The organism is Chitinibacter sp. SCUT-21 (genome assembly GCA_041874755.1).
Taxonomy (GTDB): Bacteria; Pseudomonadota; Gammaproteobacteria; order Burkholderiales; family Chitinibacteraceae; genus Chitinibacter.
On record CP102611.1, the window covers coordinates 2,727,112 to 2,748,117 of the forward strand.

General features: G+C 50.8%; 21 protein-coding genes. 13 read left to right on the plus strand and 8 right to left on the minus strand.

The genetic code is table 11. From position 1 onward, the window contains the following. Window positions 1-115 precede the first annotated feature (115 nt). Together NT239_12590 and NT239_12595 are read left to right on the plus strand one after the other, a co-directional pair. Complete coding sequence (locus tag NT239_12590) at window positions 116-1,420, plus strand: erythromycin esterase family protein (protein XGA70599.1); 1,305 nt, start codon at window positions 116-118, stop codon at window positions 1,418-1,420. A 44-nt stretch (window positions 1,421-1,464) separates the two neighbouring features. Continuing rightward, the gene (locus tag NT239_12595; GenBank protein ID XGA70600.1) at window positions 1,465-2,271 is read left to right on the plus strand and encodes a transporter substrate-binding domain-containing protein; all 807 of its coding nucleotides are present in this window, start codon (window positions 1,465-1,467) and stop codon (window positions 2,269-2,271) included. Window positions 2,272-2,318: 47 nt separating this feature from the next. On the opposite strand, the gene NT239_12600 is transcribed toward NT239_12595, so the two are convergent. The 3 genes from NT239_12600 to NT239_12610 all read right to left on the minus strand — a co-directional run bounded on the left by NT239_12600 (window position 2,319) and on the right by NT239_12610 (window position 7,465). After that, window positions 2,319-3,476 (minus strand): D-alanyl-D-alanine carboxypeptidase, encoded by a 1,158-nt coding sequence (locus NT239_12600; protein ID XGA70601.1) that lies wholly within the window; start codon window positions 3,474-3,476, stop codon window positions 2,319-2,321. A 180-nt stretch (window positions 3,477-3,656) separates the two neighbouring features. After that, window positions 3,657-6,458, minus strand: a complete 2,802-nt coding sequence (locus NT239_12605; GenBank protein XGA70602.1) for an ImpA family metalloprotease — start codon at window positions 6,456-6,458, stop codon at window positions 3,657-3,659. Between the two features lie 164 nt (window positions 6,459-6,622). Further along, window positions 6,623-7,465, minus strand: coding sequence for a PhzF family phenazine biosynthesis protein (locus NT239_12610; protein XGA70603.1), 843 nt, complete (start codon window positions 7,463-7,465; stop codon window positions 6,623-6,625). A gap of 222 nt (window positions 7,466-7,687) precedes the next feature. Here NT239_12610 and pcnB point away from each other — a divergent pair, with 222 nt between their 5' ends. The 4 genes from pcnB to panC all read left to right on the plus strand — a co-directional run bounded on the left by pcnB (window position 7,688) and on the right by panC (window position 11,343). Continuing rightward, a complete protein-coding gene (gene pcnB, locus NT239_12615; GenBank protein ID XGA70604.1) occupies window positions 7,688-9,031 on the plus strand; it encodes a polynucleotide adenylyltransferase PcnB in 1,344 nt (447 codons plus the stop codon). After that, the gene (folK, locus tag NT239_12620; protein XGA70605.1) at window positions 9,028-9,510 is read left to right on the plus strand and encodes a 2-amino-4-hydroxy-6-hydroxymethyldihydropteridine diphosphokinase; all 483 of its coding nucleotides are present in this window, start codon (window positions 9,028-9,030) and stop codon (window positions 9,508-9,510) included. The genes pcnB and folK overlap by 4 nt, the downstream gene beginning before the upstream one ends. 138 nt (window positions 9,511-9,648) lie before the next feature. Beyond that, the gene (panB, locus tag NT239_12625; protein XGA70606.1) at window positions 9,649-10,443 is read left to right on the plus strand and encodes a 3-methyl-2-oxobutanoate hydroxymethyltransferase; all 795 of its coding nucleotides are present in this window, start codon (window positions 9,649-9,651) and stop codon (window positions 10,441-10,443) included. Between the two features lie 57 nt (window positions 10,444-10,500). Then, window positions 10,501-11,343 carry a pantoate--beta-alanine ligase gene (gene panC, locus NT239_12630; protein ID XGA70607.1) on the plus strand — a complete coding sequence of 281 codons (843 nt, stop codon included), beginning with the start codon at window positions 10,501-10,503 and terminating at the stop codon, window positions 11,341-11,343. Window positions 11,344-11,421: 78 nt separating this feature from the next. Here panC and NT239_12635 read toward each other — a convergent pair whose 3' ends face one another. Both NT239_12635 and NT239_12640 read right to left on the minus strand, forming a co-directional pair. Beyond that, a complete protein-coding gene (locus NT239_12635; GenBank protein ID XGA70608.1) occupies window positions 11,422-12,054 on the minus strand; it encodes a hypothetical protein in 633 nt (210 codons plus the stop codon). 84 nt (window positions 12,055-12,138) lie between these two features. Beyond that, window positions 12,139-12,894 (minus strand): transporter substrate-binding domain-containing protein, encoded by a 756-nt coding sequence (locus NT239_12640; GenBank protein ID XGA70609.1) that lies wholly within the window; start codon window positions 12,892-12,894, stop codon window positions 12,139-12,141. 255 nt (window positions 12,895-13,149) lie between these two features. Here NT239_12640 and dinB point away from each other — a divergent pair, with 255 nt between their 5' ends. Continuing rightward, window positions 13,150-14,226, plus strand: a complete 1,077-nt coding sequence (gene dinB, locus NT239_12645; GenBank protein ID XGA70610.1) for a DNA polymerase IV — start codon at window positions 13,150-13,152, stop codon at window positions 14,224-14,226. Here the strand turns inward: dinB and NT239_12650 are convergent. From NT239_12650 to NT239_12660, 3 genes are all read right to left on the minus strand, one after another. After that, complete coding sequence (locus tag NT239_12650) at window positions 14,198-14,773, minus strand: phosphatase PAP2 family protein (GenBank protein ID XGA70611.1); 576 nt, start codon at window positions 14,771-14,773, stop codon at window positions 14,198-14,200. The two genes, dinB and NT239_12650, sit on opposite strands and share 29 nt — an antisense overlap. 198 nt (window positions 14,774-14,971) lie before the next feature. Then, window positions 14,972-15,679, minus strand: a complete 708-nt coding sequence (locus tag NT239_12655; GenBank protein XGA70612.1) for an SAM-dependent methyltransferase — start codon at window positions 15,677-15,679, stop codon at window positions 14,972-14,974. Between the two features lie 90 nt (window positions 15,680-15,769). Further along, a complete protein-coding gene (locus NT239_12660) occupies window positions 15,770-16,384 on the minus strand; it encodes a Maf family nucleotide pyrophosphatase (protein XGA70613.1) in 615 nt (204 codons plus the stop codon). Between the two features lie 57 nt (window positions 16,385-16,441). Here NT239_12660 and NT239_12665 point away from each other — a divergent pair, with 57 nt between their 5' ends. The 6 genes from NT239_12665 (at window position 16,442) to NT239_12690 (ending at window position 20,966) form a co-directional block, all read left to right on the plus strand. Continuing rightward, entirely contained in the window at window positions 16,442-16,969 is a 528-nt protein-coding gene (locus NT239_12665; protein XGA70614.1) for a YceD family protein, read from the plus strand. Between the two features lie 25 nt (window positions 16,970-16,994). Then, window positions 16,995-17,174 (plus strand): 50S ribosomal protein L32, encoded by a 180-nt coding sequence (rpmF, locus tag NT239_12670; GenBank protein ID XGA70615.1) that lies wholly within the window; start codon window positions 16,995-16,997, stop codon window positions 17,172-17,174. A gap of 91 nt (window positions 17,175-17,265) precedes the next feature. Continuing rightward, on the plus strand, window positions 17,266-18,324 hold the full coding sequence (plsX, locus tag NT239_12675) for a phosphate acyltransferase PlsX (protein ID XGA70616.1): 1,059 nt from the start codon (window positions 17,266-17,268) through the stop codon (window positions 18,322-18,324). 112 nt (window positions 18,325-18,436) lie between these two features. Continuing rightward, window positions 18,437-19,393, plus strand: coding sequence for a ketoacyl-ACP synthase III (locus tag NT239_12680; protein XGA72809.1), 957 nt, complete (start codon window positions 18,437-18,439; stop codon window positions 19,391-19,393). A gap of 102 nt (window positions 19,394-19,495) precedes the next feature. Further along, complete coding sequence (fabD, locus tag NT239_12685) at window positions 19,496-20,422, plus strand: ACP S-malonyltransferase (GenBank protein ID XGA70617.1); 927 nt, start codon at window positions 19,496-19,498, stop codon at window positions 20,420-20,422. Next, entirely contained in the window at window positions 20,400-20,966 is a 567-nt protein-coding gene (locus NT239_12690) for a hypothetical protein (protein ID XGA70618.1), read from the plus strand. The genes fabD and NT239_12690 overlap by 23 nt, the downstream gene beginning before the upstream one ends. Window positions 20,967-21,006: the final 40 nt, after the last annotated feature.

The window sequence follows — 21,006 nt, forward strand, 5'->3', positions numbered from 1 at the left end:
GTTAAGCGTGAGCTAGATTACATTGCGCTAATTTTTTAAACCTATTTGTAATTTTGGTGAAGTATTCACGTTGGCTGTGCTTTATGCTATTGGCTTATTGAAATGGAGGAGTGGCATGAAGCGTTCAGCATTGGCGTTGTTAATGGGGTTGTCCTTGGTGGCGTGTGGGGAAAAACCGGTCGCGCCAGTGGAAACAACAGAACAATCCGTTCAAGCCTCGTTCAGTGCAGTACGAGACTGGTTGGGCCAAGAGGCCAAGCCATTGGCAAGCCTTGATGCTGCACACTCAAGCCCTGACGATTTAAGTGAATTTGGTGATGCTATTGCTGATGCGCGTGTGGTGGTGCTCAGCGAAGATAGTTATGCCGATGCAAATGCGTTCGAGCTGATGAATCGCTTGGTGCAATATTTGCATCAGCAAAAAGATTTTGATGCCTTGATTATTGAAAGCGCCATGTTTGACGTTGAGGCGATGTGGCGTAGTGCATTGGAAAAAGATGCCAGCCTGACCGATCTGGCTCCTGGTCGTGTGTTTTATATGTATTCGCAAACCGATGCTAGCCGCAAGGTCTTGCAGTATGCCGACGTGATGAAAAAGTCGCCGCGGCCTTTAGCGCTGTATGGTCTTGATATTCCATTGGCAGGAACTACATCGATTAATGAATTAATCCCAGCCTTAAGCGATTATTTACAGCAAACGGGCTCAGCCATTTTGAGTGAACCGGCTTGGCCTGCTTATGTAGCAGTCGCTAAAAAAGCCATTTCACTCAATAGTGAGGGGGCAGAGCTAAGCGAGTTTACGCAAGTCTCGAAATTGCTGGAAACTGAGCTGTGTAATGGCGCTAGTGATGCCGCACTCATGCGTGAAAATGCGGGTTGGTGGTGCCGCCAAGTGCGGGGAATTTCGGCAAATGTGATTCGCCAGCAACATCGAGATGATAAGAACTACGATTATCGTGATACCGCCATGGCGGATAATGTACAGTGGCTACTGCAGCATCCACTCAAAGACAAAAAAGTCATTATCTGGGGCCACTCGTCGCATGCAATTCCGGCTGTGTCGGGGCTTAATCCAGATTCTAAACAAGAAATTCACAGCATGGCGTGGCATTTAAAATCGCAATTAGGCGATCAGGTGTATATCGCCAAATTGCTACCTTTGGGTGGGCAGGTGAGCCGGTACTGGGATACTGGTGAGCAAGCGGTGACCCTTGAGGCCAACTCGCTCGAGTGGGCTTTGAAATCGCTCAATTTGAAACAAGGGTTTGTGAATGCGCCCAATGATGTCGCAATGCGAGCGCATTTGTCACAAATTAAAAAAAGCTATTTATTTGGTAAAGATGTGAATGGTTTGTTTTTCTACGAAGCCGCTGTTGCAGCTAAACAAGGAACTCATCCTATCCTACCTTTACCGCAATAAACATTTGTCTACACGAAGTACCACTTAGTTTGATGGAGTTTTACATGCGTCATTTCGCAGCACTGGCTTTCACTGTTTTGGCATCTCTTGCCCATGCAACTTCACTTGAAGCAATCCAAAAGAAAGGTGAAATTGTGATTGGAGTTAAAGATTCATCGCCACCTTTTTCGATGATGGATACCAAAACCCGTGCGCTTAAAGGTTATGACATTGATTTTGCGCTAGGTATTGCCAAACGCTTGAATGTAAAACCCGTTTTCAAAATTGTTGAATCAGATGATCGGATTCCACATTTGAAAAATGATACGGTTGATATTGTGGTGGCCGATCTTACTCGTACCGCCGAGCGCGAGCGCGAGATTGATTTTAGCGTGGGCTACTTTGTAACCGATGACCGCATTTTGGCAAAGAAAGGCCGTTTCAAGTCAGAGGCTGATTTAGCTGGGGCGCAAATTGCGGTGACGGCCACATCGAGCACGTCAAAAAAGATGAAGAAAAATTTGCCCAATACCCCACAGGTGGAGTTTGAAGACAAGCCTGAAATGGTGAAGGCGCTTCTAGCGGGCTCGGTGGAAGGTGTTGCGGCCGATGGCCCTGTGCTTGCGGCATTTTTATCGAGAATGCCAGCCGCACAACGTGCGCAATACGAAATCAGCGATTTCGCCATTGAAATAAAAACCATTGCAGTGGGCATGCAAAAAGGCGAAAAGAAACTGCAAGAGGCCGTGAATCTGGCTTTAGTTGATATGGAAAACACTGGCGAAGCGGTCACTATTTTTAATCGCTGGTTTGGCCCGCAAACGGCAATGCCAATGATGCGAATTTTCAAAATTAGCAATCGTCGCTTCTAATAAAAAAGCCCTAGTGATCTAGGGCTTTTTTATTTTTACTGCTAATTTCAGCCAAATAGGCCTTTCCACCATAAACGAATCGTATCCCACGCGCGGCCGAAGATGCTGGCTTCTTCGACGGCGGCCACGGCGACGACTGGGCGCTCACTTAAAACTTTGCCATCCAAGGTGATTTTCATCGTACCAACAGTTTGGCCAACTTTAATCGGCGCCATCAGTGGCTGCTGCGTGGTTAAATCAATTTTAAGTTTCGCAGCATCGCCTTTGGGTACGGTGATGTATTGGTCAGCCATAAAACCGACAGCAATTTGCGACTCTTTCCCCTTCCAGACTGGCACTTGTTGTACGGCTTGTTTGGCCGCATACAATTTAGGGGTTTCAAAGAATTGGGTGCCCCAGTTCAATAGTTTTGATGATTCAGCCGCCCGAACTTCTGGACTAGCAGTACCCACCACCACAGAAATCAAACGACGGCCATCACGCTTGGTTGAGGCTACTAAATTATAACCCGCGCTATTGGTGTGACCGGTTTTCATGCCATCAACGAATGGATCTCGGTACAGCAATAGATTCCGGTTTGGCTGGCTGATATTGTTGTACTTGAATTCTTTAATTGAGTAGATGTGATAGAACTCAGGGAAATCGTTGATGATGGCAGTAGCCAAACGCCCCAAATCACTGGTTGTGACATGAAGTGCTGGGTCGGGGAGGCCGGTTGAATTAGTAAAATGCGAGCCTTTTAAGCCAAGTCGCTTTGCTTCGGCATTCATCATTTGTGCAAATACTTCTTCGCTACCCGCAATCGCTTCGGCCAGCGTTACGCAGGCGTCATTACCTGATTGAACAATCATTCCTTTGATTAGATCTTCAACGGTTGCGGGTACTTTCGGGTCCAGATACATCCGTGAACCTTCTGTTTTCCAACCTTTTTCGGATACCAGCAAAGTTTGGTTGAGTTTGAGTTTGCCCTCTTTAACCATTTTGAACGTGATATACGTCGTCATCATCTTCGTCAAAGAGGCGGGCTCGACTTGCAGATCTGGATCACGCGCGGCCAAAACTTGGCCACTTTGTTTGTCATACAGATAATAAGATTTCGCCGCGATTTCCGGCACTGGTGGCACAAAGGCCTGAGTTATTGAGCTAGAGAAAACGGCGACAAGCGCAGTCGCAACGATAGAGCTTTTCAATGGTAGGCGCGGCATGTTGTGATCTTTGCTGAAAAGAAAGGTAAGTTTTGTGTGAACCCATTATACGGGTAAACCGTCTAAAAAAGACTGGCGAAGTGATGAATTGTTCCGGTAAAAATTGCGTAATTGTGTGGCCTAGCGCTCAAAAAGAAAGGCCTACCCGCGGGTAGGCCAATTCATTCGAGCAAAATCAAATTAGAAAGGATAGCTTGGTGTCGTTGCCGCTAAATCTAGCCAGACTCCGGTGCTCGGTTGATTGTGTTTGCCCGTGGCTAAGGCGTAAAACTGCTCGGCTGCGAGCGGTAAATTCAAGTCTGCAATTGAATCGAGCGCAGTTTGCGATACGCTGATGCCGTACATTGCAAAAATAGAGCGCAAATCGCGGCCGATGATTTTGGAACTTAACACATACAGCAAGTCTGGATTACTGATTTTATTATCTGCAAAGCGGCTCATGCCATACTTGGCTTTATTGTTGGCATCCCAGCCTTGGGCGACCATCCGGTCCGCCTTGGTGAGCAACGTAAAGTAGTCCAAGGTGCTTTCCATACTTGGTTTCGCTTCGTTCAAACGATATTTGCCAAACAAAAATGCAATTTGGAAATGCGCTGCCCGCATCGGGTCTTGCCCATTGGCCATATCCCACAAGCGCGTTTGCATATCGACAATTTTGGCGTTGCCACTTAGGCCTGAGTTTCGATTAGCGATAATGTCTTGATATAAACCGGGGTGATCGGTTGCGTGTCCAGTATCGATGCCCAAGAGCTTGTACTGGCGCATCATATGCATGCTAGCAAGAATATTATTGTCGCATTCCACCACGCAGCCTTTGCCATTAAATTCAATGTGCATAACACGCTGTACTGTGTTGTGACCCAATTCGTGCGAGTGCCCCCAGCCTGTGCCGCTAATGGCGGCAAAGCCATCAGAAGGGTTGCCCGAGCAGAGGTAACCACATGCAGCAATCCAGCCGACAAAGTGCTGCACGCTGCGGGCTCGATGGATAGGGCCAGTACAATCCCAGCCAAACTGAGTGCATAAATTAGCCACATTGCTGCTTAGCGGCATATTGTTGAAGCCATTGGCAATGTGGTTCGAGTCGAACAGCATTTCTTTGATTTCACCGACCACATATTGCTCTGGCGTTTTATTGCCCATTGCACTGTTGGCAAAACCGATGGTTTGTTGAATTTCACCACCCACCAATTTAGCCGTTTGCCAGCCAAAATCTCTACGCTGCATGGCGGCAACGGCTTCGTCGATTTCGGCCTGATTTTGCGGCTTGGTAAAATCAAAGTGAGCGTATTTAGCTGCGCCGCGAATTTTTAGCGTCACATTTTGGCCCGCCGTTGCGCCGCTGTAATTCAAATACAGCGGGCCGCCAAACGGGGTGACAAAGACATTTTCCCCACTAGCTAGGGGGATGGAAAATGATTGCGGACGGCGAGGGCGTTTATAACCGTCGCTCACCTTGTCAGTCAGCGGGTTGCCCCAAGCGCGTAAATAGTTAGTTTGAACTTTCAGTGCGCTCGCGCCACCTGCATTAACAACCTCGATATACACCGGTTTGCCTGGCACCGCACCGCGGCCAATAGCGGTAATACCGCCACTTTGAGGAATGGTTACTTCGATGGTTTCTGCATTGCTACTCACCGGCAGGCTTTGTGCTACCGCAGGCATAAAGTCGCCTTGGCCAGTTGCTGAAACCGTCGTGTCGCTGCGGTTGAAGGCTAGCCAAGAGTCGGAGGCATAGGTGCGCAAAAAATCACCGGGGGCTGTATCGCGATTGATTTTGCCGTACTGAATTTCGGGGCGATACAGATCGGCCCAGAGTACCAATAAGCGATAAAGATCGGTGGTGGCGTCATTAAAAATATTGATGCCATTACCTTGCATTGCGGCCAATTCATTATGAATTTGCGTGATGGGATTAGCCACGCTAGCGTCTTGGCTTAATGCCAATTGTGGCTTGTCTTGCGCAAGTAAATTGAGCGTTTGCACCAATTTGCTCATTTGATCGCTTTTGGCCAGATTCTCAGCCACAGTGCGAGTCGCGCCAATTGAAACTCCTGCTGCAGAGGCATAGTAATTGCCGGGATAGCCGCCCAGCGACATACCCATGCCCGCTAAGACTTGGCGGCCCCCAGCGGAGTCGATCCAGCTTGGATGCATGTAAATCACCGCCTTGCCGCTATCTAAGTATTTGCGCACTTGCGCGGCTAGCTCGGCGCTATAGGTGGTTCCACTGCCGAAGACCAGCAAATCAGCGTTTTGCCAGCAGGTATTGGTATTTACGCTTAGATCACATGCTACCGCCTGCGCTACTTTGCCTTGATTGCTAATGAATTTGCTGACATTGGCAGTCGCATAGCCCGTTGTCGCAAATTTGATTGTGCTCGGTAATGGCCCTGCGGCTTTGCCAGTGAGGACCCAGTTAAACGCACGGGTGAATAGCGCGGTATGCTGTGTTTCGCGTGATTGATTCGCAATCCAGCTTAAAACATCAGCGCCATAAGCCAACCCACGCCCTTTACCATATTGCGCGATGGCAGCCATGCCGCTGCCATCATCAGCTAGCAGCAATGGCGTTGCCACGGTGCGGCTAGAGACATTGATCTCGCTGCTATTGGACGTGTGGTTGAGCGTTAAATTGAGCGAGGCATCGCCATAAATATCTGTAATTGCACCATTTTGTTGCTGCTGATAGCGCGTGGAAAGTTGAGTCGCTAAGGAAAGAAAGGCTGCTCGGTCGGTGGCATTAAGCCCTTTAACACTACCTGTGCGTAGCGCTTCAAGCTGCGGATTGCCGTTCCCTGTACCTACTTGTGCAATCGCTGAATTGGTGACTTGATCTAGTGTGGTTTGCGTTGTGCTGCCTGTTCCAGAACCTGAATTAGGGTTGCTGCTGTTGGTGCCTATCGTGCTGGAGCCTCCGCCGCCACCGCAGGCCGATAATAGGCTGGTGCAAACAAAAGCTGCAATTAATCGTTTATTCATTTTTTACTGAAACTAGAATTATGCGCGGCTGCAGATTCTAGGTTGTATTAGAAAATTCTGATATATCCATTGGTCATGTAGTTTCTAGAGTGTGTGCTAGCTCACAACTGAATGCGCTGGATAGGATAGGGCATTTCTATCCCAGCGAAGTGCAATAAATATACTTAAATTTCTGCCGCTAATTTAAATGTCCCTTCACCAATTCTTCTTACTTTACCCCCTATATGTATCTGCTTGTTGGTATTGATCGATAAGCTCAATCGAGCAATACGTCCAATGCTGTGCCCTTGTTCCATCTTCAGTTGCAGTGGTAGCGGGGTGTTTTCGGCCAACAGCCAGCCGCCCAAGTTGGCGCATGCTGAGCCAGTGCCAAAATCTTCGGCAGCTTGCCCATGTTGCGACCAGAAATACCGCGCGATAATGGTGTCGCCAGACTTGGCCCAAACCAGTGCGCCCGAGCGGCCTTCTAAATTGCACGCCACTTGCTCAAACTTGGCTAAGTCGAGCGTACAACGCGCGACGCTCTCTGGCGAATCCAGCGGCACAACCAATTGCTCGCTGCCGGTATTCACAAAGCGCGGCGTTCCGATAATGTGTTTGGCGTCGATATTGAATGCAGCGGCGAGCTCGGCCACATCAGGCCCTGCGCGATAGCTCGGCGAGTTGGCAGACAAAGTAATCTGTTCGCCGTCGATCTCAACTGGAATAATGCCCGCCTGCATTTCAAGCATCAGCTGTTTGCGCCCGGCGGCAATCACGTACGATGTGCCCAAGGTCGGGTGGCCGGCAAAAGGCATTTCGTAGCTAGGCGTGAAAATGCGCACATGCGCGTCGGCTTTATCGCTCGGGCGCACAAAAGTGATTTCCGACAGATTCATCTGCTGACCCAAGCGAAGCATGGTTTCATCACTTAAAGTCTCCTCTGGCTCGAACACCGCCAGCGGGTTGCCCGACCAGAGCTCATCAGTCACAAATACATTGACTACTTGATATTTCAACACGGGCATTGTGCGCTCCTTTATGGGTATTGCTGGCTATATTAACCACAATATTGCCTGCAGAGAAATACAGTTGGGCAGTATTTGAGGGGATCAGATTATCGTGTGAATGGCTGTGCCAAATGGTCGCGTAGATGACTGATCTGCCACGCGATCTGCGTAAAAAAGATACGTCAGTCACATTGCGCTTGTATAATGTGCGGTTTCGCCGTGTTATTTCGATAAAAGCCCATGATTCGTAAACTGATAGGCAAGGTATTGCGCCGCCCTGGCAAGCGTATTTTGCACGCCAAACACTATGGCATCCGCCGTGATCAATTGCACTCAGGCGCGTTGAAAGTCTGCGATCGTCTGCAAGATGCTGGCTACGAGGCGTATATCGTCGGTGGCGCGGTGCGTGATTTGTTGCTCGGTAAGTCGCCCAAAGACTTCGACGTGGCCACCAGCGCCACGCCCGAACAAGTGCGCCATGTATTTCATCGCTCGCGCATCATTGGCCGTCGTTTCCGTATCGTGCATGTGCCGTTTTATGACCGTGGCGGCGAGGAAATTATCGAAGTCACGACCTTCCGCGGCAGCGCCGATTCTCCGACCGATGCGAGCGGGCGCATTATTCGCGATAACGTCTACGGCACTTTGGAAGAAGACGCGTCACGCCGTGACTTTACCGTGAATGCGCTGTATTACGACCCGAATAGCGATGAAATCATCGATTTTCACCACGGCGTAGAAGACCTCGAAAAAAAACAATTGGTGATGATTGGCGATCCGATCAAGCGTTACCACGAAGACCCAGTGCGCATGCTGCGCGCGACGCGTTTGTCGGCCAAATTAGGGCTGCAAATCGCCGCCGATACCGCCAAGCCAATTAAAGAACACGCGCAATTGCTGGAAAACATCCCGTCGGCACGCTTGTTCGACGAAATGATGAAGCTGTTGTTGTCGGGTAAAGCGTGGGATTGCTTGCAATCGTTACGCGCCTACGGACTGCATAAGCCGCTGTTTCCGCTGCTCGATAAATTGATGAGCCAAAAAGAAACGACGGCGTTTTTAAAACAAGCGCTGCTTAGCACCGATCAGCGTTTGGCCGACGATAAACCAGTATCAGCGGGCTTTTTATTTGCCGCTTTGTTGTGGCACGAAGTTGAAGCCAACTGGCAAAAGAAAATCGCCTCCGGCGAGCATAAAGTGCCGGCCTTGGTGGAAGCGATGAACGACGTGGAAGCCAAAGTAACCAAGCGCTTGGCGATTCCGAATCGCTATAGCGCGGCGATGAAAGAAATCTGGCTGTTGCAGCCACGCTTTGAGCAACGAGCGGGCCAAAAGCCATTTCGCTTGCTGGAGCAGCCGCGTTTTCGCGCCGCGTACGATTTCCTCTTGCTGCGCGCCGAATGTGGTTTGGTCGAGAAAGAGCTGGCCGATTGGTGGACGCAATTTCATGCCTGCGACGATAGCACGCGTGAAGTGCTGATCAGCGACGCCATTGCCGCTGGTAAGGGGGGCGAAGTTGAAAAACGCCGCCGCCGTTCTCGTCACCGTAAACCGGCATCAGCCAAAACTTCTGCTCCGAAATGACCATTGCTTATATTGCCTTGGGCGCCAATTTGGGCGACCCAAGTGCGCAGCTGCGCGATGCTCTGCGTTTGATCGCGGCTTTGCCTGGCACGCAGCTACTTGCTAGCTCGTCTTTTTATGCCAGCGCGCCGGTGGGCTACGCCGACCAACCTGATTTTGTAAACGCCGTTTGCGCCGTACAAACCGAGCTGTCGGCGCCTGATTTGCTGCAAGCGCTGCTGGCGCTGGAATTGCAGCAAGGGCGCGAGCGCAGTTTTAAAAACGCGCCGCGGACTTTAGATTTAGACGTGGTGCTGTATGGGGATGAGGTGCTTAATTTGCCCAATTTGCAAATACCCCATCCTCGTATGCATCAGCGCGCGTTTGTGCTGCTGCCTTTGCTAGAAATAGCCCCTGATGCGCAAATTCCGGGTTTGGGCGCGGCGACGCAATTTATTGCTGATGTGATCGATCAAGAGCTCTATCGCCTCGAAGCCTGAGTTTAAATCGTTCAATATTGCCTTTGTGTTCGTAAAACAGTCGATTTTAATCCGCGAGTGTTTTAGCATCTGATTACGAATTTAATCTTGCATTGCACCACGAGTGCAGTCCTTAACGAAACGGCTTGATTACCCATCATGAAAACGACACTTTCGACTCTTAGAAAAATGAAGCAGGATGGCGCCAAGATCGCCATGCTGACTTGTTATGATGCGAGCTTTGCCTCGCTGCTCGACGAAGCGGGCGTGGATATTTTGCTCGTCGGCGACTCGCTCGGCAATGTGATTCAAGGTCATACGACCACGCTGCCGGTCAGCGTTGACGACATGGTGTATCACACCAAAGCCGTCGTGCGCGGCACGCAAAAAGCGCTGGTGCTGGCCGACTTGCCGTTCGCTAGCTACCAAGCGTCGCATATCCAAGCCTACGAAAACGCCGCTCGTTTGATGGCCGCTGGTGCGGAAATGGTCAAAATCGAAGGCGGCGCAGTGATGGTCGATACCGTCGATTTTCTGGTGCAACGCGGTATTCCGGTTTGTGCGCATATTGGTTTGCAACCGCAGTCGGTGCACGTTTACGGCGGCTACAAAGTACAAGGTAAAACCGAAACCGAAGCCGAAGTTCTGAAGCGCGATGCTTTGGCCTTGCAAGCAGCAGGCGCGGCGATGGTGTTGATGGAAATGGTGCCCGCTAGCGTGGCGGCCGAAGTCACCGAATCGCTGTTTGTGCCAACGATTGGGATTGGCGCTGGCGTACAGGTCGACGGCCAAGTGCTGGTGCTGCACGATATGCTCGGCGTTTATCCCGGCAAAAAAGCGCGCTTTGTGAAAAACTTTATGAGCGGTGGCGTGAGCAGCATTCAAGGCGCGGTTGAAGCTTATGTGAAATCAGTCAAGGCACTGACTTTCCCGACTGAAGAACATTCATTCTGATTCAAGATTGACCGCCAGCACGCATGAGCCGCGTGCTGGTATCCAAAAGATAGAACTATGAAAATCATCCATACCATTTCCGAATTGCGCGAGTGGCGCAAAACCGTCGGCACCGTCGCTTTCGTGCCAACGATGGGCAATTTGCACGCGGGGCATATGTCGCTAATCCATGCTGCAAAACAGGAAGCTGCGCATACCGTGGTCAGTATCTTTGTGAATCGCCTGCAATTTGGTCAGGGCGAAGATTTTGATCGCTACCCACGCACTTTGGATAGCGATGCGGCGATCATCGCTGAAAACGGTGGCGTTGACGTGATTTTCGCGCCGGATGAGAAAGAGCTGTACCCAAATGTGATTCAGCAATATCAAGTGAATCCCCCCGCGATTGCGGACGAGTTGTGCGGTGCCTTCCGTCCGGGGCACTTCCGTGGCGTGGCGACGGTGGTGACCAAGCTATTCAATATCGTCGAAGCCGACGTGGCCTGTTTTGGCAAAAAAGACTACCAACAATTGGCGGTAATTCAGGGCATGGTTGCCGATCTGAACGTGCCGATTCGCATTGTGCCAGTCGATACTGGTCGCGCGGAAGATGGCTTGGCGCTGTCGTCGCGCAATGGCTATTTGACTGAACCGCAACGCGCTGAAGCGCCGCGGATTTACTACCATTTAAGCCGCATGAAACGCGCGATTGAAAACGGCGAGCGTGATTATTCCAAGCTGGCGATCGAAACCGTCACCGACTTGCGCGTGCGTGGTTGGTTAGAAGTCGATTACGTTGAAACGCGCAATGCGCTAACCCTCAAACCCGCGGCCAGCACCGATAAACAATTGGTGATCTTAATCGCCGCCCGCCTTGGCTCGACGCGCTTGATCGATAATATTGAAGTGAATTTGCCCTAAATCATCTGCAACAAAAAAGACCGCTGCGGCGGTCTTTTTTGTTGGGTATATAGCTCTAGCTCTCTATTCAATTGCCTTTCAAGTAGATACTGTGCTGGCTGGTGCTGAGTCTAAACTCACTGTATCTCCGCTAGGAATGCCTTCTTTTTGCCAGCGATCAAATTCGCCCATGATCTTATCGTAGGTTTGCTGGCTAATATCGGGTAGTGCGCCGCCCAAAGCTTCTTTGGCCGAATCAAAGCCTTGCTGCACCGCTTTGCGAATGCTCTCTAGCTTGCTTGGATCGTCGCCGATGGCAAATTTAGCAAAACTTAAAATCCGCTCGGCGACTTTTTTGACGCCAAATTCACCATCCTCGCCAATCGCTTCTTTCGCAGCGTCAATGCTGGCTTGATCTGCGCTTAGTTTTTGCTCGCCTTTGATAACTAGTTTGAAGTCTAGCCCTTGTTGCTCGACAAGATTGCGCACTAGATTAATCAGGCTTTCCGCTTTCTTTTCAGATTCAGCCATTAAGGTTTCTAAATCTGGCGGCACGATGCGTGGATTTTTTGGCTTGCTATAGGTTAGAGCTTCACTTTGTTCGTTTTTTAGATCGACTTGTTCTTGGGGAACGACTTCGTTTTTGTTCTCGTTGGCTTTCGGGTTGGATTTGCTCTCTATGGTGATCGAGCTGCTCACGCCGACATTGATGCTCGATAGATTCATGCTCATGATGTCACCTCAAAATCGTAGTTTGTCGCAATCATTATCGGCAAGATTGAGTTGGCTTTTGAGTGGAAAATGTATTTGAATCAATTAATTGGCGGTTTTCTTCTGATTGAGCTGATCGACGGTAGGAATGAGCGTGCGTTTGACCTCTGGAGTAGGCAAGTAGCGCGCGATGATTTTTTGGATGGTGCCATCCGCTTGCATTTGGTAGATGATCTGATCCCATGCTGCCATATCAGCCTCGCTAAAATGCTTTTTGGAATAAACCAAACGCGCTTCAACGCCACGATCAACCGGCGCCCAGTCGCGGGCAACCAGCGGCTTGTCAAAACTGAGCTGGCGTGCATAAAAATTGTAAGCGGTGGCTTGGGCAAATAAGCCTTGGATTTTATTCTCGCTCAGCATTTGAAATAGCTCAGCGCTGTCTTTGGCCTCAATCACGCGCTCTTGGGCGCGAAGTTTTTCAATCAATTCGTCTTGTTCCGCGCCGTGTTTGTACGATTTCACTACGCCCCAACGCAAATTAGAATTGGCCAGAAAACGAGCCGCATCGGGGTTTTGGTCGGCGATGTGTTTTTGCATCACCGCCATATTTTTAAGGCGTAAATACGGTGCGCTAAAGAGCGAAAACACTTCGCGCTCGGGGGTTTTAATCGCCGATACGCTCATCATCAGCTGACCGCTACTGAGCTCGTTCCAAATCTGTGCGCGTGGCAAATTACTCAGCTCAAACTGGCAGCGACTGCGTTTGATTAATTCATCCACCAGATCGCGATCAATGCCGACGTCCTGATGGTAGAGCAGCCCGAATTCATAAAACGCCAAGCTAATTTTTTTGGGCATATGGGCAAGGCAAGCGCAAATTGGCTGGCAAATATACCTGTTATGAGTATTGTCTTGGTTATTTTACTTAGCATGGGTTAGCCTCGAATACCCCAATTCCTGATTGATAAGATATGAAATATCTCTTTGCATAGTGGTTGATTGCCGTGGTGATGAAAAACAAAATGCGCACAATTAGCTTACGAGCGGTGGCTTGTAGTTTTTATAGAACGAACGTACACTTGCTAGATCGGTGCTTATTTCAACGCATGCGACATGACGCTGTATGGAGAGGGGATTTTGCGCAAAATCATTCATATCGACTGCGATTGCTTTTACGCTGCGGTGGAAATGCGCGATCGCCCCGAATTGCGTGATGTGCCGATCGCGATTGGCGGTGCGCCCGATCAGCGCGGCGTGATTTCAACGTGTAATTATCCAGCGCGTAAATTTGGCATCCACTCGGCGATGCCGACCAAATGGGCTTTGCGCCAGTGTCCGAATTTAATCTTGTTGCCGCACTCGTTTGAGCGCTATCGCGATGCATCGCGCCGGGTGCAGCAGATTTTTGCCGATTACACCGAGCGCATCGAGCCGCTGTCGCTCGACGAAGCCTATCTGGATGTCACGGGCTTGCCGCATTGCCACGGCAGCGCGACCTTGATGGCGCAGGAGATCCGCGCGCGCATCGAGGCTGAAGTCGGCATCACCGCCAGCGCCGGTATCGCGCCGAATAAACTGCTCGCCAAAATTGCCAGCGATTGGAATAAACCCAATGGGCAATTCGTCATTACGCCCGACGACATCGCCGCCTTTATGCCGAGTTTGCCGGTGGGCAAACTGTGGGGCATCGGCAAGGTGACGGCGGGCAAGCTGGCGAAATTGGGCTTGAATACTTGTGGCGACGTGCAAGGCTGGTCGCATGAAGAGCTGGTGCGCGTATTGGGGCGCTTGGGCGAATCGCTGCACTGGCAAAGCCGCGGCATCGACGAGCGGCCTGTGGCGCGCAGCGAAAAGCGCAAATCGCTGTCGGTGGAGCACACCTACAATCAGGATTTGCCCGATTTAAATTCGTGCTTGGCCAAACTGCCCACGCTGTATGCCGATTTTAGCCAACGCCAGCAAAGGTCGCAGCGCGATACCCCGCATAAAGCGTTTGTCAAAATCAAATTTCACGACTTCACGCAAACGACGATGGAGTGTATCTGCCCCGATCCCGATCCGGCCGTGTTCGAAACGCTGCTCAGCCAAGCTTGGCAGCGCGGCGCCAAGCCGGTGCGTTTGCTTGGTGTGGGCGTGCGGTATGCTGATCAGCCTAAAACCGTTATCGGGGAGACTTTGCCGCTGTGGTAAGTTGCTGATAGCTATGGCCAAGGGCAATGACCATCATACTGGCTAATAAGTAGCCAGCCAGAATATCGCTAAAATAATGCACTCCGAGTACCAAACGAGCTGCACCGCTGCACGTAATCCAAAGCGCTGCCGATACCAGTCCAATGTTGCGAAAGTGGGGCTGGTGGCGGCTAAAAACTAGGTAGGTTAAGGCGCTGAGTGTGACTGAAGCCATTGCGTGGCCACTAGGGAGCGAATGGCCTGTGGTATGAACCAGATGTTCAAATTCGGGTCGAGGTCGACCCAGGAATTCTTTAAAGATGGCATTAAGTGACCAGCTTAGCACTACGCCGCCAAATATCAGCCATGCGGCCAATTTGTCGTGAAAGCGCCGATATACAAGGGCTGCTAGTGCGCCGGCAATCAGCAGTGTGCCAACGCCACTGCCCAGCATGCTAATCACAATGCTGAGTTTGATGCTCCAAGGGTTGGCGGCATATGCCCATTGGCCCAATGCCAAGTCTAAATTGGCTAATCGTGGATAGTTGGCCAATAAAAGCCATAACATGGCTGCGCAGCTTATAAGTGCAGCTAAGGGGCGTGTGTAGGAAAGTTGCATCGCCAATTTTGCGAAGTAATAAAGGCGCTGAAGGTACACAATGCCGCTCTGCTTGGCATTGTGAGTATTGCCATTGGCAATTTACTATGGGTACCCTGCCATAAATCAATTATGGATTGATTTGTAGCGGTATACCCATTGATGTATTTAGGCCTGAATAATAAAAACGGTAGGGCGTTTATTGATATTTGGCTCGGCGCGTTTTTTCCATTGTGCGATGTCGAGTGTGACGATTTCTTCGCTAGGCAGCGTGATGTCGCAGGCAACGGTGAGCTTGGTGCCAGGTTTGAGCGTATCGCGCAAAGCAGTAAAGAGCGCAGGATTGCGGTACGGTGTTTCGATAAACAGCTCGGCTTGGCCTTCTTTGGCGGAAATGGTTTCGAGTTGGCGGATGGTTTGTAGGCGACCCGCCGGATCAGACGGCAAATAGCCGTTAAAGCGAAATTTCTGGCCATTTGCGCCTGACGCCATGAGCGCTAGCAGCAGGGACGACGGGCCGACCAGCGGCGCGACTTTAATGCCGCGCTGATGCGCCAATTGCACCAAGCGCGCGCCCGGGTCGGCCACGCCGGGGCAGCCTGCCTCGGACATCAGGCCGACGTCGTGGCCTTCAAGTAGCGGTTTCAGTAGCGCGCTCACTTCGTGATCTTTGGTGTGCTCTGATAATTCTTGCATCCACAAGCTGCGTAACTCGTGCGGCGTACCGAACATTTTCAGATGCGCGCGCGTGGTTTTGGCGTTTTCAACGACAAAGTGCGTCAGCTTTTTGGCGATTTCGATGACGTCGGCAGGCAAAATATTGCCGAGCGTGTCGCCACCCATCGGAACGGGAATTAAATATAAAGTGCCAGCCATGTGATCCTCGAAATAAATACTGTGCTGTGTATAGGGTGATATACCGCTAATTCATTTAGCTGTATGGATATACCAGCTGCTTGACGCAAATTATAGAATGGCAAAACCTTCTTGATTGAGCATCGTCACCAAAGCAATTAACGGTAGACCAATAATGGCGCTCGAATCGGTGGTTTCAACTTTTTCAATCATCACAATGCCCAGCGCTTCAACTTTGGCGCTGCCGGCGCAGTTGTACGGCTGATCGCGCAGCAAATAGCTTTCGATTTGCGCGTCGGTATAATTACGCATCGTCACGTTTGTAATATCAACGTGGCTTTGATGCTCGCCAGTGGCGGTGTTGTAGAGGGCGAGTGCGGTATGAAACTCAATGGTTTGCCCGCGCATCGCTTGTAGCTGTGTCACTGCGCGCTCGTGCGTGCCCGGCTTGCCCAGTTGCGCGCCATTCAGTAGCGCGACTTGGTCGGAGCCGATGATTAAACTATTTGGAAATTGCTCGGCCAGCACGCGCGCCTTGGCAATCGCGAGGCGCTCGCTGGTTTGCGCGGCACTCTCGTCCGCTAGCGGAGTTTCGTCTAAATTAGGCGCGGCCACGGTAAAGTCGACGCCAAGGCGTGCGAGTAATTCCTTGCGATAAGGCGAGGTTGAGGCCAGTACCAAGCGGCGATTCTCGACGCCAGAGAGAGTGGCTTGTTTTTTCATCATAAATTAATCTCACCGTGCGCCACGCGCATTTGACAGACATGGGGCGCAGATTATATCATGCGCGGTTTCCGGTTCTACGCCCCAGCCAATATGACTGTGATACATAGCGCGGAATTTGCGCAGGAAGCTAGAGAACTTAAGGGTTCAATACCACTTTCCCAGCTTTCTCGGCTTGCCGATCAGTTGGCTAATACGTCAGGTGAAGTGTTCTGGCATATAGAAAGTGGTGTGGATCGCTTGCAGCGCCCTTGGCTTTATTTAGAAGTGACGGGAACTCTGCAGCTGGTGTGCCAACGCTGCCTTAGCGCAGCGCCTTGGCAGCTACACAGTGAAACCGTATTGACGCAATTTGCCGACGAGGCACAAATCGACGAAGCCGAAGCGCTCGACGAAGACCTCGAAGGGATTTTGATCGATCCGGAACTGGATATTGAAGCACTGGTTGAAGATGAGATCTTGCTCGCTTTACCTGTAGCGCTGACGCATGATGTATGTGGCGGCGACGACGCGCTAGCCAAATTGGCGAGCGATAAACCTAATCCGTTTGCAGTCCTGGCTCAGTTGAAAACCAGGAAAGCGGAATGACAACTGAGTATTAAGGAGTTTTAACATGGCAGTTCAACAGAATAAAAAATCACCTTCGAAACGTGGCATGCACCGCGCTCACGACTTCCTGTCTGCACCAGCTTTGTCTGTAGATGCTGCGACTGGTGAAGTTCATCGCCCGCACCACATTTCTCCAAACGGCTTTTACAAAGGCCGTCGTGTGATCAAGGCTAAAGGCGAGTAATTAACGCTTTTGTATGCCTCTCTAAGCTTTGCTTAGCCTTGCGGCGCAAGTGAGACCCCTCGCTTGCGCCGTTCGTCGTTTAGGAATTCAGATGGATATTACCGTTGCAGTTGATGCCATGGGTGGCGATCACGGCGCTCATGTGACCGTACCCGCAGCCCTGCGTTTTTTGCGCGATAACCCCGATGTCAATATCGTGCTGGTTGGTTTGGTCGATGCGTTAGAGGCGGAATTAAAAGCTCATAATGCACAAACTGGGCCGCGTTTGCGCATTCATGGTGCGACCGAAGTCGTTGCTATGGATGAATCGCCGCAATTGGCGATGAAGAATAAAAAAGATTCTTCAATGCGCGTCGCGATTAATTTGGTGAAATCGGGCGAAGCCAATGCTTGCGTCTCTGCAGGTAATACCGGCGCCTTGATGGCGACAGCGCGTTTTGTGCTCAAAACGATTCCGGGTATTGATCGGCCTGCGATTGCTAGTCTGATGCCGACGATGAAAGGGCAGACTTTGATGCTCGATTTGGGCGCGAATGTCGATTCAACACCGCTGCAGTTGACGCAATTTGCGATTATGGGCTCGGCGATGTTTGGTGCATTAAAGCAAAAAAGTGCGCCGACCGTGGGTTTGCTCAATGTGGGCTCAGAGGAAATCAAGGGCAATGAAGTGGTGAAGGCGGCCGCTGAACTGGTGCGCCAAACGCGTCTGAATTTTGTTGGCAATGTCGAAGGTAATGACATCTACAAGGGTACGGTCGATGTGGTTGCGTGTGATGGCTTTACCGGCAATATCACACTCAAAGCATCCGAAGGCGTAGCGCAAATGTTCAGCACCTTTTTAAAGGCTGAATTTACCCGCAACTGGTTTACCAAAATGCTGGCTTTGTGCGCCATGCCGGTATTGAAGAGTTTTAAAAATAAACTCGATCCGCGTCGCTTTAATGGCGCGTCATTCCTTGGTTTGCGTGGCATTGTGGTAAAAAGCCATGGCGGCGCAGACGAAGTTGCGTTTTACTGGGCGTTGGCTCAGGCCGTTGAGGAAGCACGCTCCAGCCTGATTCAGCGTATTACTGATCAAGTGCAGCATGAGTTGCAGCACTTTGAAGCTGTTGATGCTGTGGAAAAATCGGCATCAGGACAAACTGCCTAGATGCAGCCTTTGGCTGGGTGCTGGTAGTGCGACAGAATATAGTTTCTTAGTGGTATCTCCGCTAAGGACGGCATCAGATCGTTTGGGCGATCTGTTAAGGGAGTGGCTTGTGATTTATTCTCGTATTGCAGGAACTGGCTCGTACTTGCCAGAGCGTATTTTAAGCAACGATGAGTTGGCTCAAACCGTTGAGACTAGCCATGAGTGGATTGTGACCCGCACAGGCATTTCAGCGCGTCATATTGCGGCCGATGATCAGCTCACTTCTGATTTGGCGTTGATCGCAGTTGAACGTGCGATTGAGAGCGCTGGTGTTGCTAAAGAAGACATTGATTTGCTGATTGTCGCAACGACAACACCAGATAATATTTTCCCGTCAACTGCATGCTTGCTGCAAAACAAATTGGGCGTACATGGTTTTCCAGCGTTTGACGTGCAAGCGGTGTGCGCTGGTTTTGTTTATGCACTAACAACCGCCAATGCAATGATTAAGAGCGGCGCGGCTAAATGTGCCGTGGTGGTCGGCGCTGAAAAGCTCTCAAACTTGATTAACTGGCAAGATCGTGCAACCTGCGTGTTGTTTGGCGATGGCGCTGGTGCTGTCGTGCTCACGGCATCTGAAGAGCCGGGTATTTTGTCGACCAAGCTTAAAGCGGACGGTCGTTACAACGGCATTTTGAAAACTGCCGCACGACCGAAGCAAGGCGTACTCGATGGCGAGCCATGGATTTACATGGAGGGTAACGCGGTATTTAAATTCGCCGTTCGCGCCTTGGCCGATATTGCCGAAGAAACTTTGGCCGAAGCTGGTTTGGAAAAAAGCGATATCGATTGGCTCGTGCCGCACCAAGCTAATGTGCGGATTATTGAGTCGACCGCCAAGCATTTGGGCTTGGAGATGGATAAAGTGATTGTCACTTTGGGTGAGCAGGGTAATACCTCGGCGGCGTCGATTCCATTGGCGCTCGATCATGGAGTGCGAACTGGCAAAATTCAGCGCGGCCAAACCATTTTGATGGAAGGCATTGGCGGCGGTTTTGCTTGGGGATCTATCCTCGCGAAGTTTTAACAGCTTGAATCAAAACGGCGCTGAGTGCGCCGTTTTTACTGTATTGAAACATTTGTTTGAATGTGAGTCTGCGCAGGGCGCACGCTTATCAAGGAGTTGGCAATGTCGTTAGCATTTGTATTTCCGGGCCAAGGCTCGCAATCGATTGGGATGATGAATGGCTGGGCAGATTCAGCGGTGGTGAAAGCTACATTTGACGAAGCATCTAGTGTGTTAGGCCAAGATCTGTGGGCCATGGTTAATGAAGGCCCGGCGGAAGATCTGAACGCGACCGTCAATACCCAGCCTGTGATGCTAGCTGCCGGTGTGGCTGCGTGGCGTGCGTATTTAGCCAATGGTGGTGCGATGCCAGCCGTGATGGCCGGTCATAGCTTGGGCGAATATACCGCTTTGGTGGCGGCAGAAGCGATTAGCTTTGGCGATGCCTTGCAATTAGTGCGTTTGCGCGCCGAAGCAATGCAAGAAGCCGTGCCTGCTGGCACCGGCGCGATGGCGGCGATTTTGAATTTGGCCGACGAAGAAATCATCGCTGCGTGTGCTGAAGCCGCGCAAGGCGAAGTGGTGCAAGCGGTTAATTTTAACTCGCCTGGCCAAGTGGTGATTGCCGGTACCAAAGCTGCGGTTGAGCGCGCCTGCGAAGCATGTAAAGCACGTGGTGCAAAACGCGCCTTGTTACTGCCTGTCTCAGTACCATCGCACTGCGATTTAATGAAGCCTGCGGCAGAAAAATTAGCGGCTAAATTGGCGACGATTGAAATTAACGCGCCAAAAGTGCCGGTCTTGCACAACGCTGATGTGGCTGCATATAGCGATGCCGCCGCCGTGCGTGACGCGTTGGTTCGTCAGCTGTATCAGCCTGTGCGCTGGGTAGAAACCGTGCAAAAAATGGTCGCAGATGGTGTGACGGTGATGGCTGAATGTGGTCCAGGTAAAGTGTTGGTTGGCTTGAATAAACGCATTGCCGCCGATTTGCCATCTGTGGCTTTGCTTGATTTGGCGAGTATCGATGCACTTAAAGCTGCGCAATAAGGATCAAGCCTTGAAAAAATCAATGATGCAGCATGTGATTTTGCTTAGCCTGTTGGCTTCGGCGCTGGTTGCGTGTGGTGGCGGTGGGGTGAGTATTGAGAATGGCAATGTGAATGCCGTGATCAGCAATACCGTGCCTACCTTAAGCGCATTGCGGGTTAAGGCCAGCGCAGTGACTGCATCAAACGCCTCTGCGGTGCAGATTGCCGCAGGTGAGTTTGACGTCGAATGGGATGCTCAGGCGGTCGATGCATCAACGCTGAACCTGTATCTGAGCGCCGATGCAGTGAAAGGCGATGGTGATTTGGATATATTCCTGACCGCCAATCCGCAAAAAAACAGCCGTGTCAAAATGAATTGGAAGGTAAGTCAAACCCAAATTGAGTTGGCGGGTTTGCCGTTGGATATCTCGTCATTTTTCACGGCGAGCCCAACCGGTCAGGGTTTTGTCATTGCGCGTGCTTGCGGTTTGATTGTGGATACGGCCAATGGCGAGCGTAAAGAGTGTCAGCAAAAAGAAGTGGCCATCGTATTTTTGAAATAAATAAAGCAGATACTTTTTCGATGGTATTGCCCTGCAATGA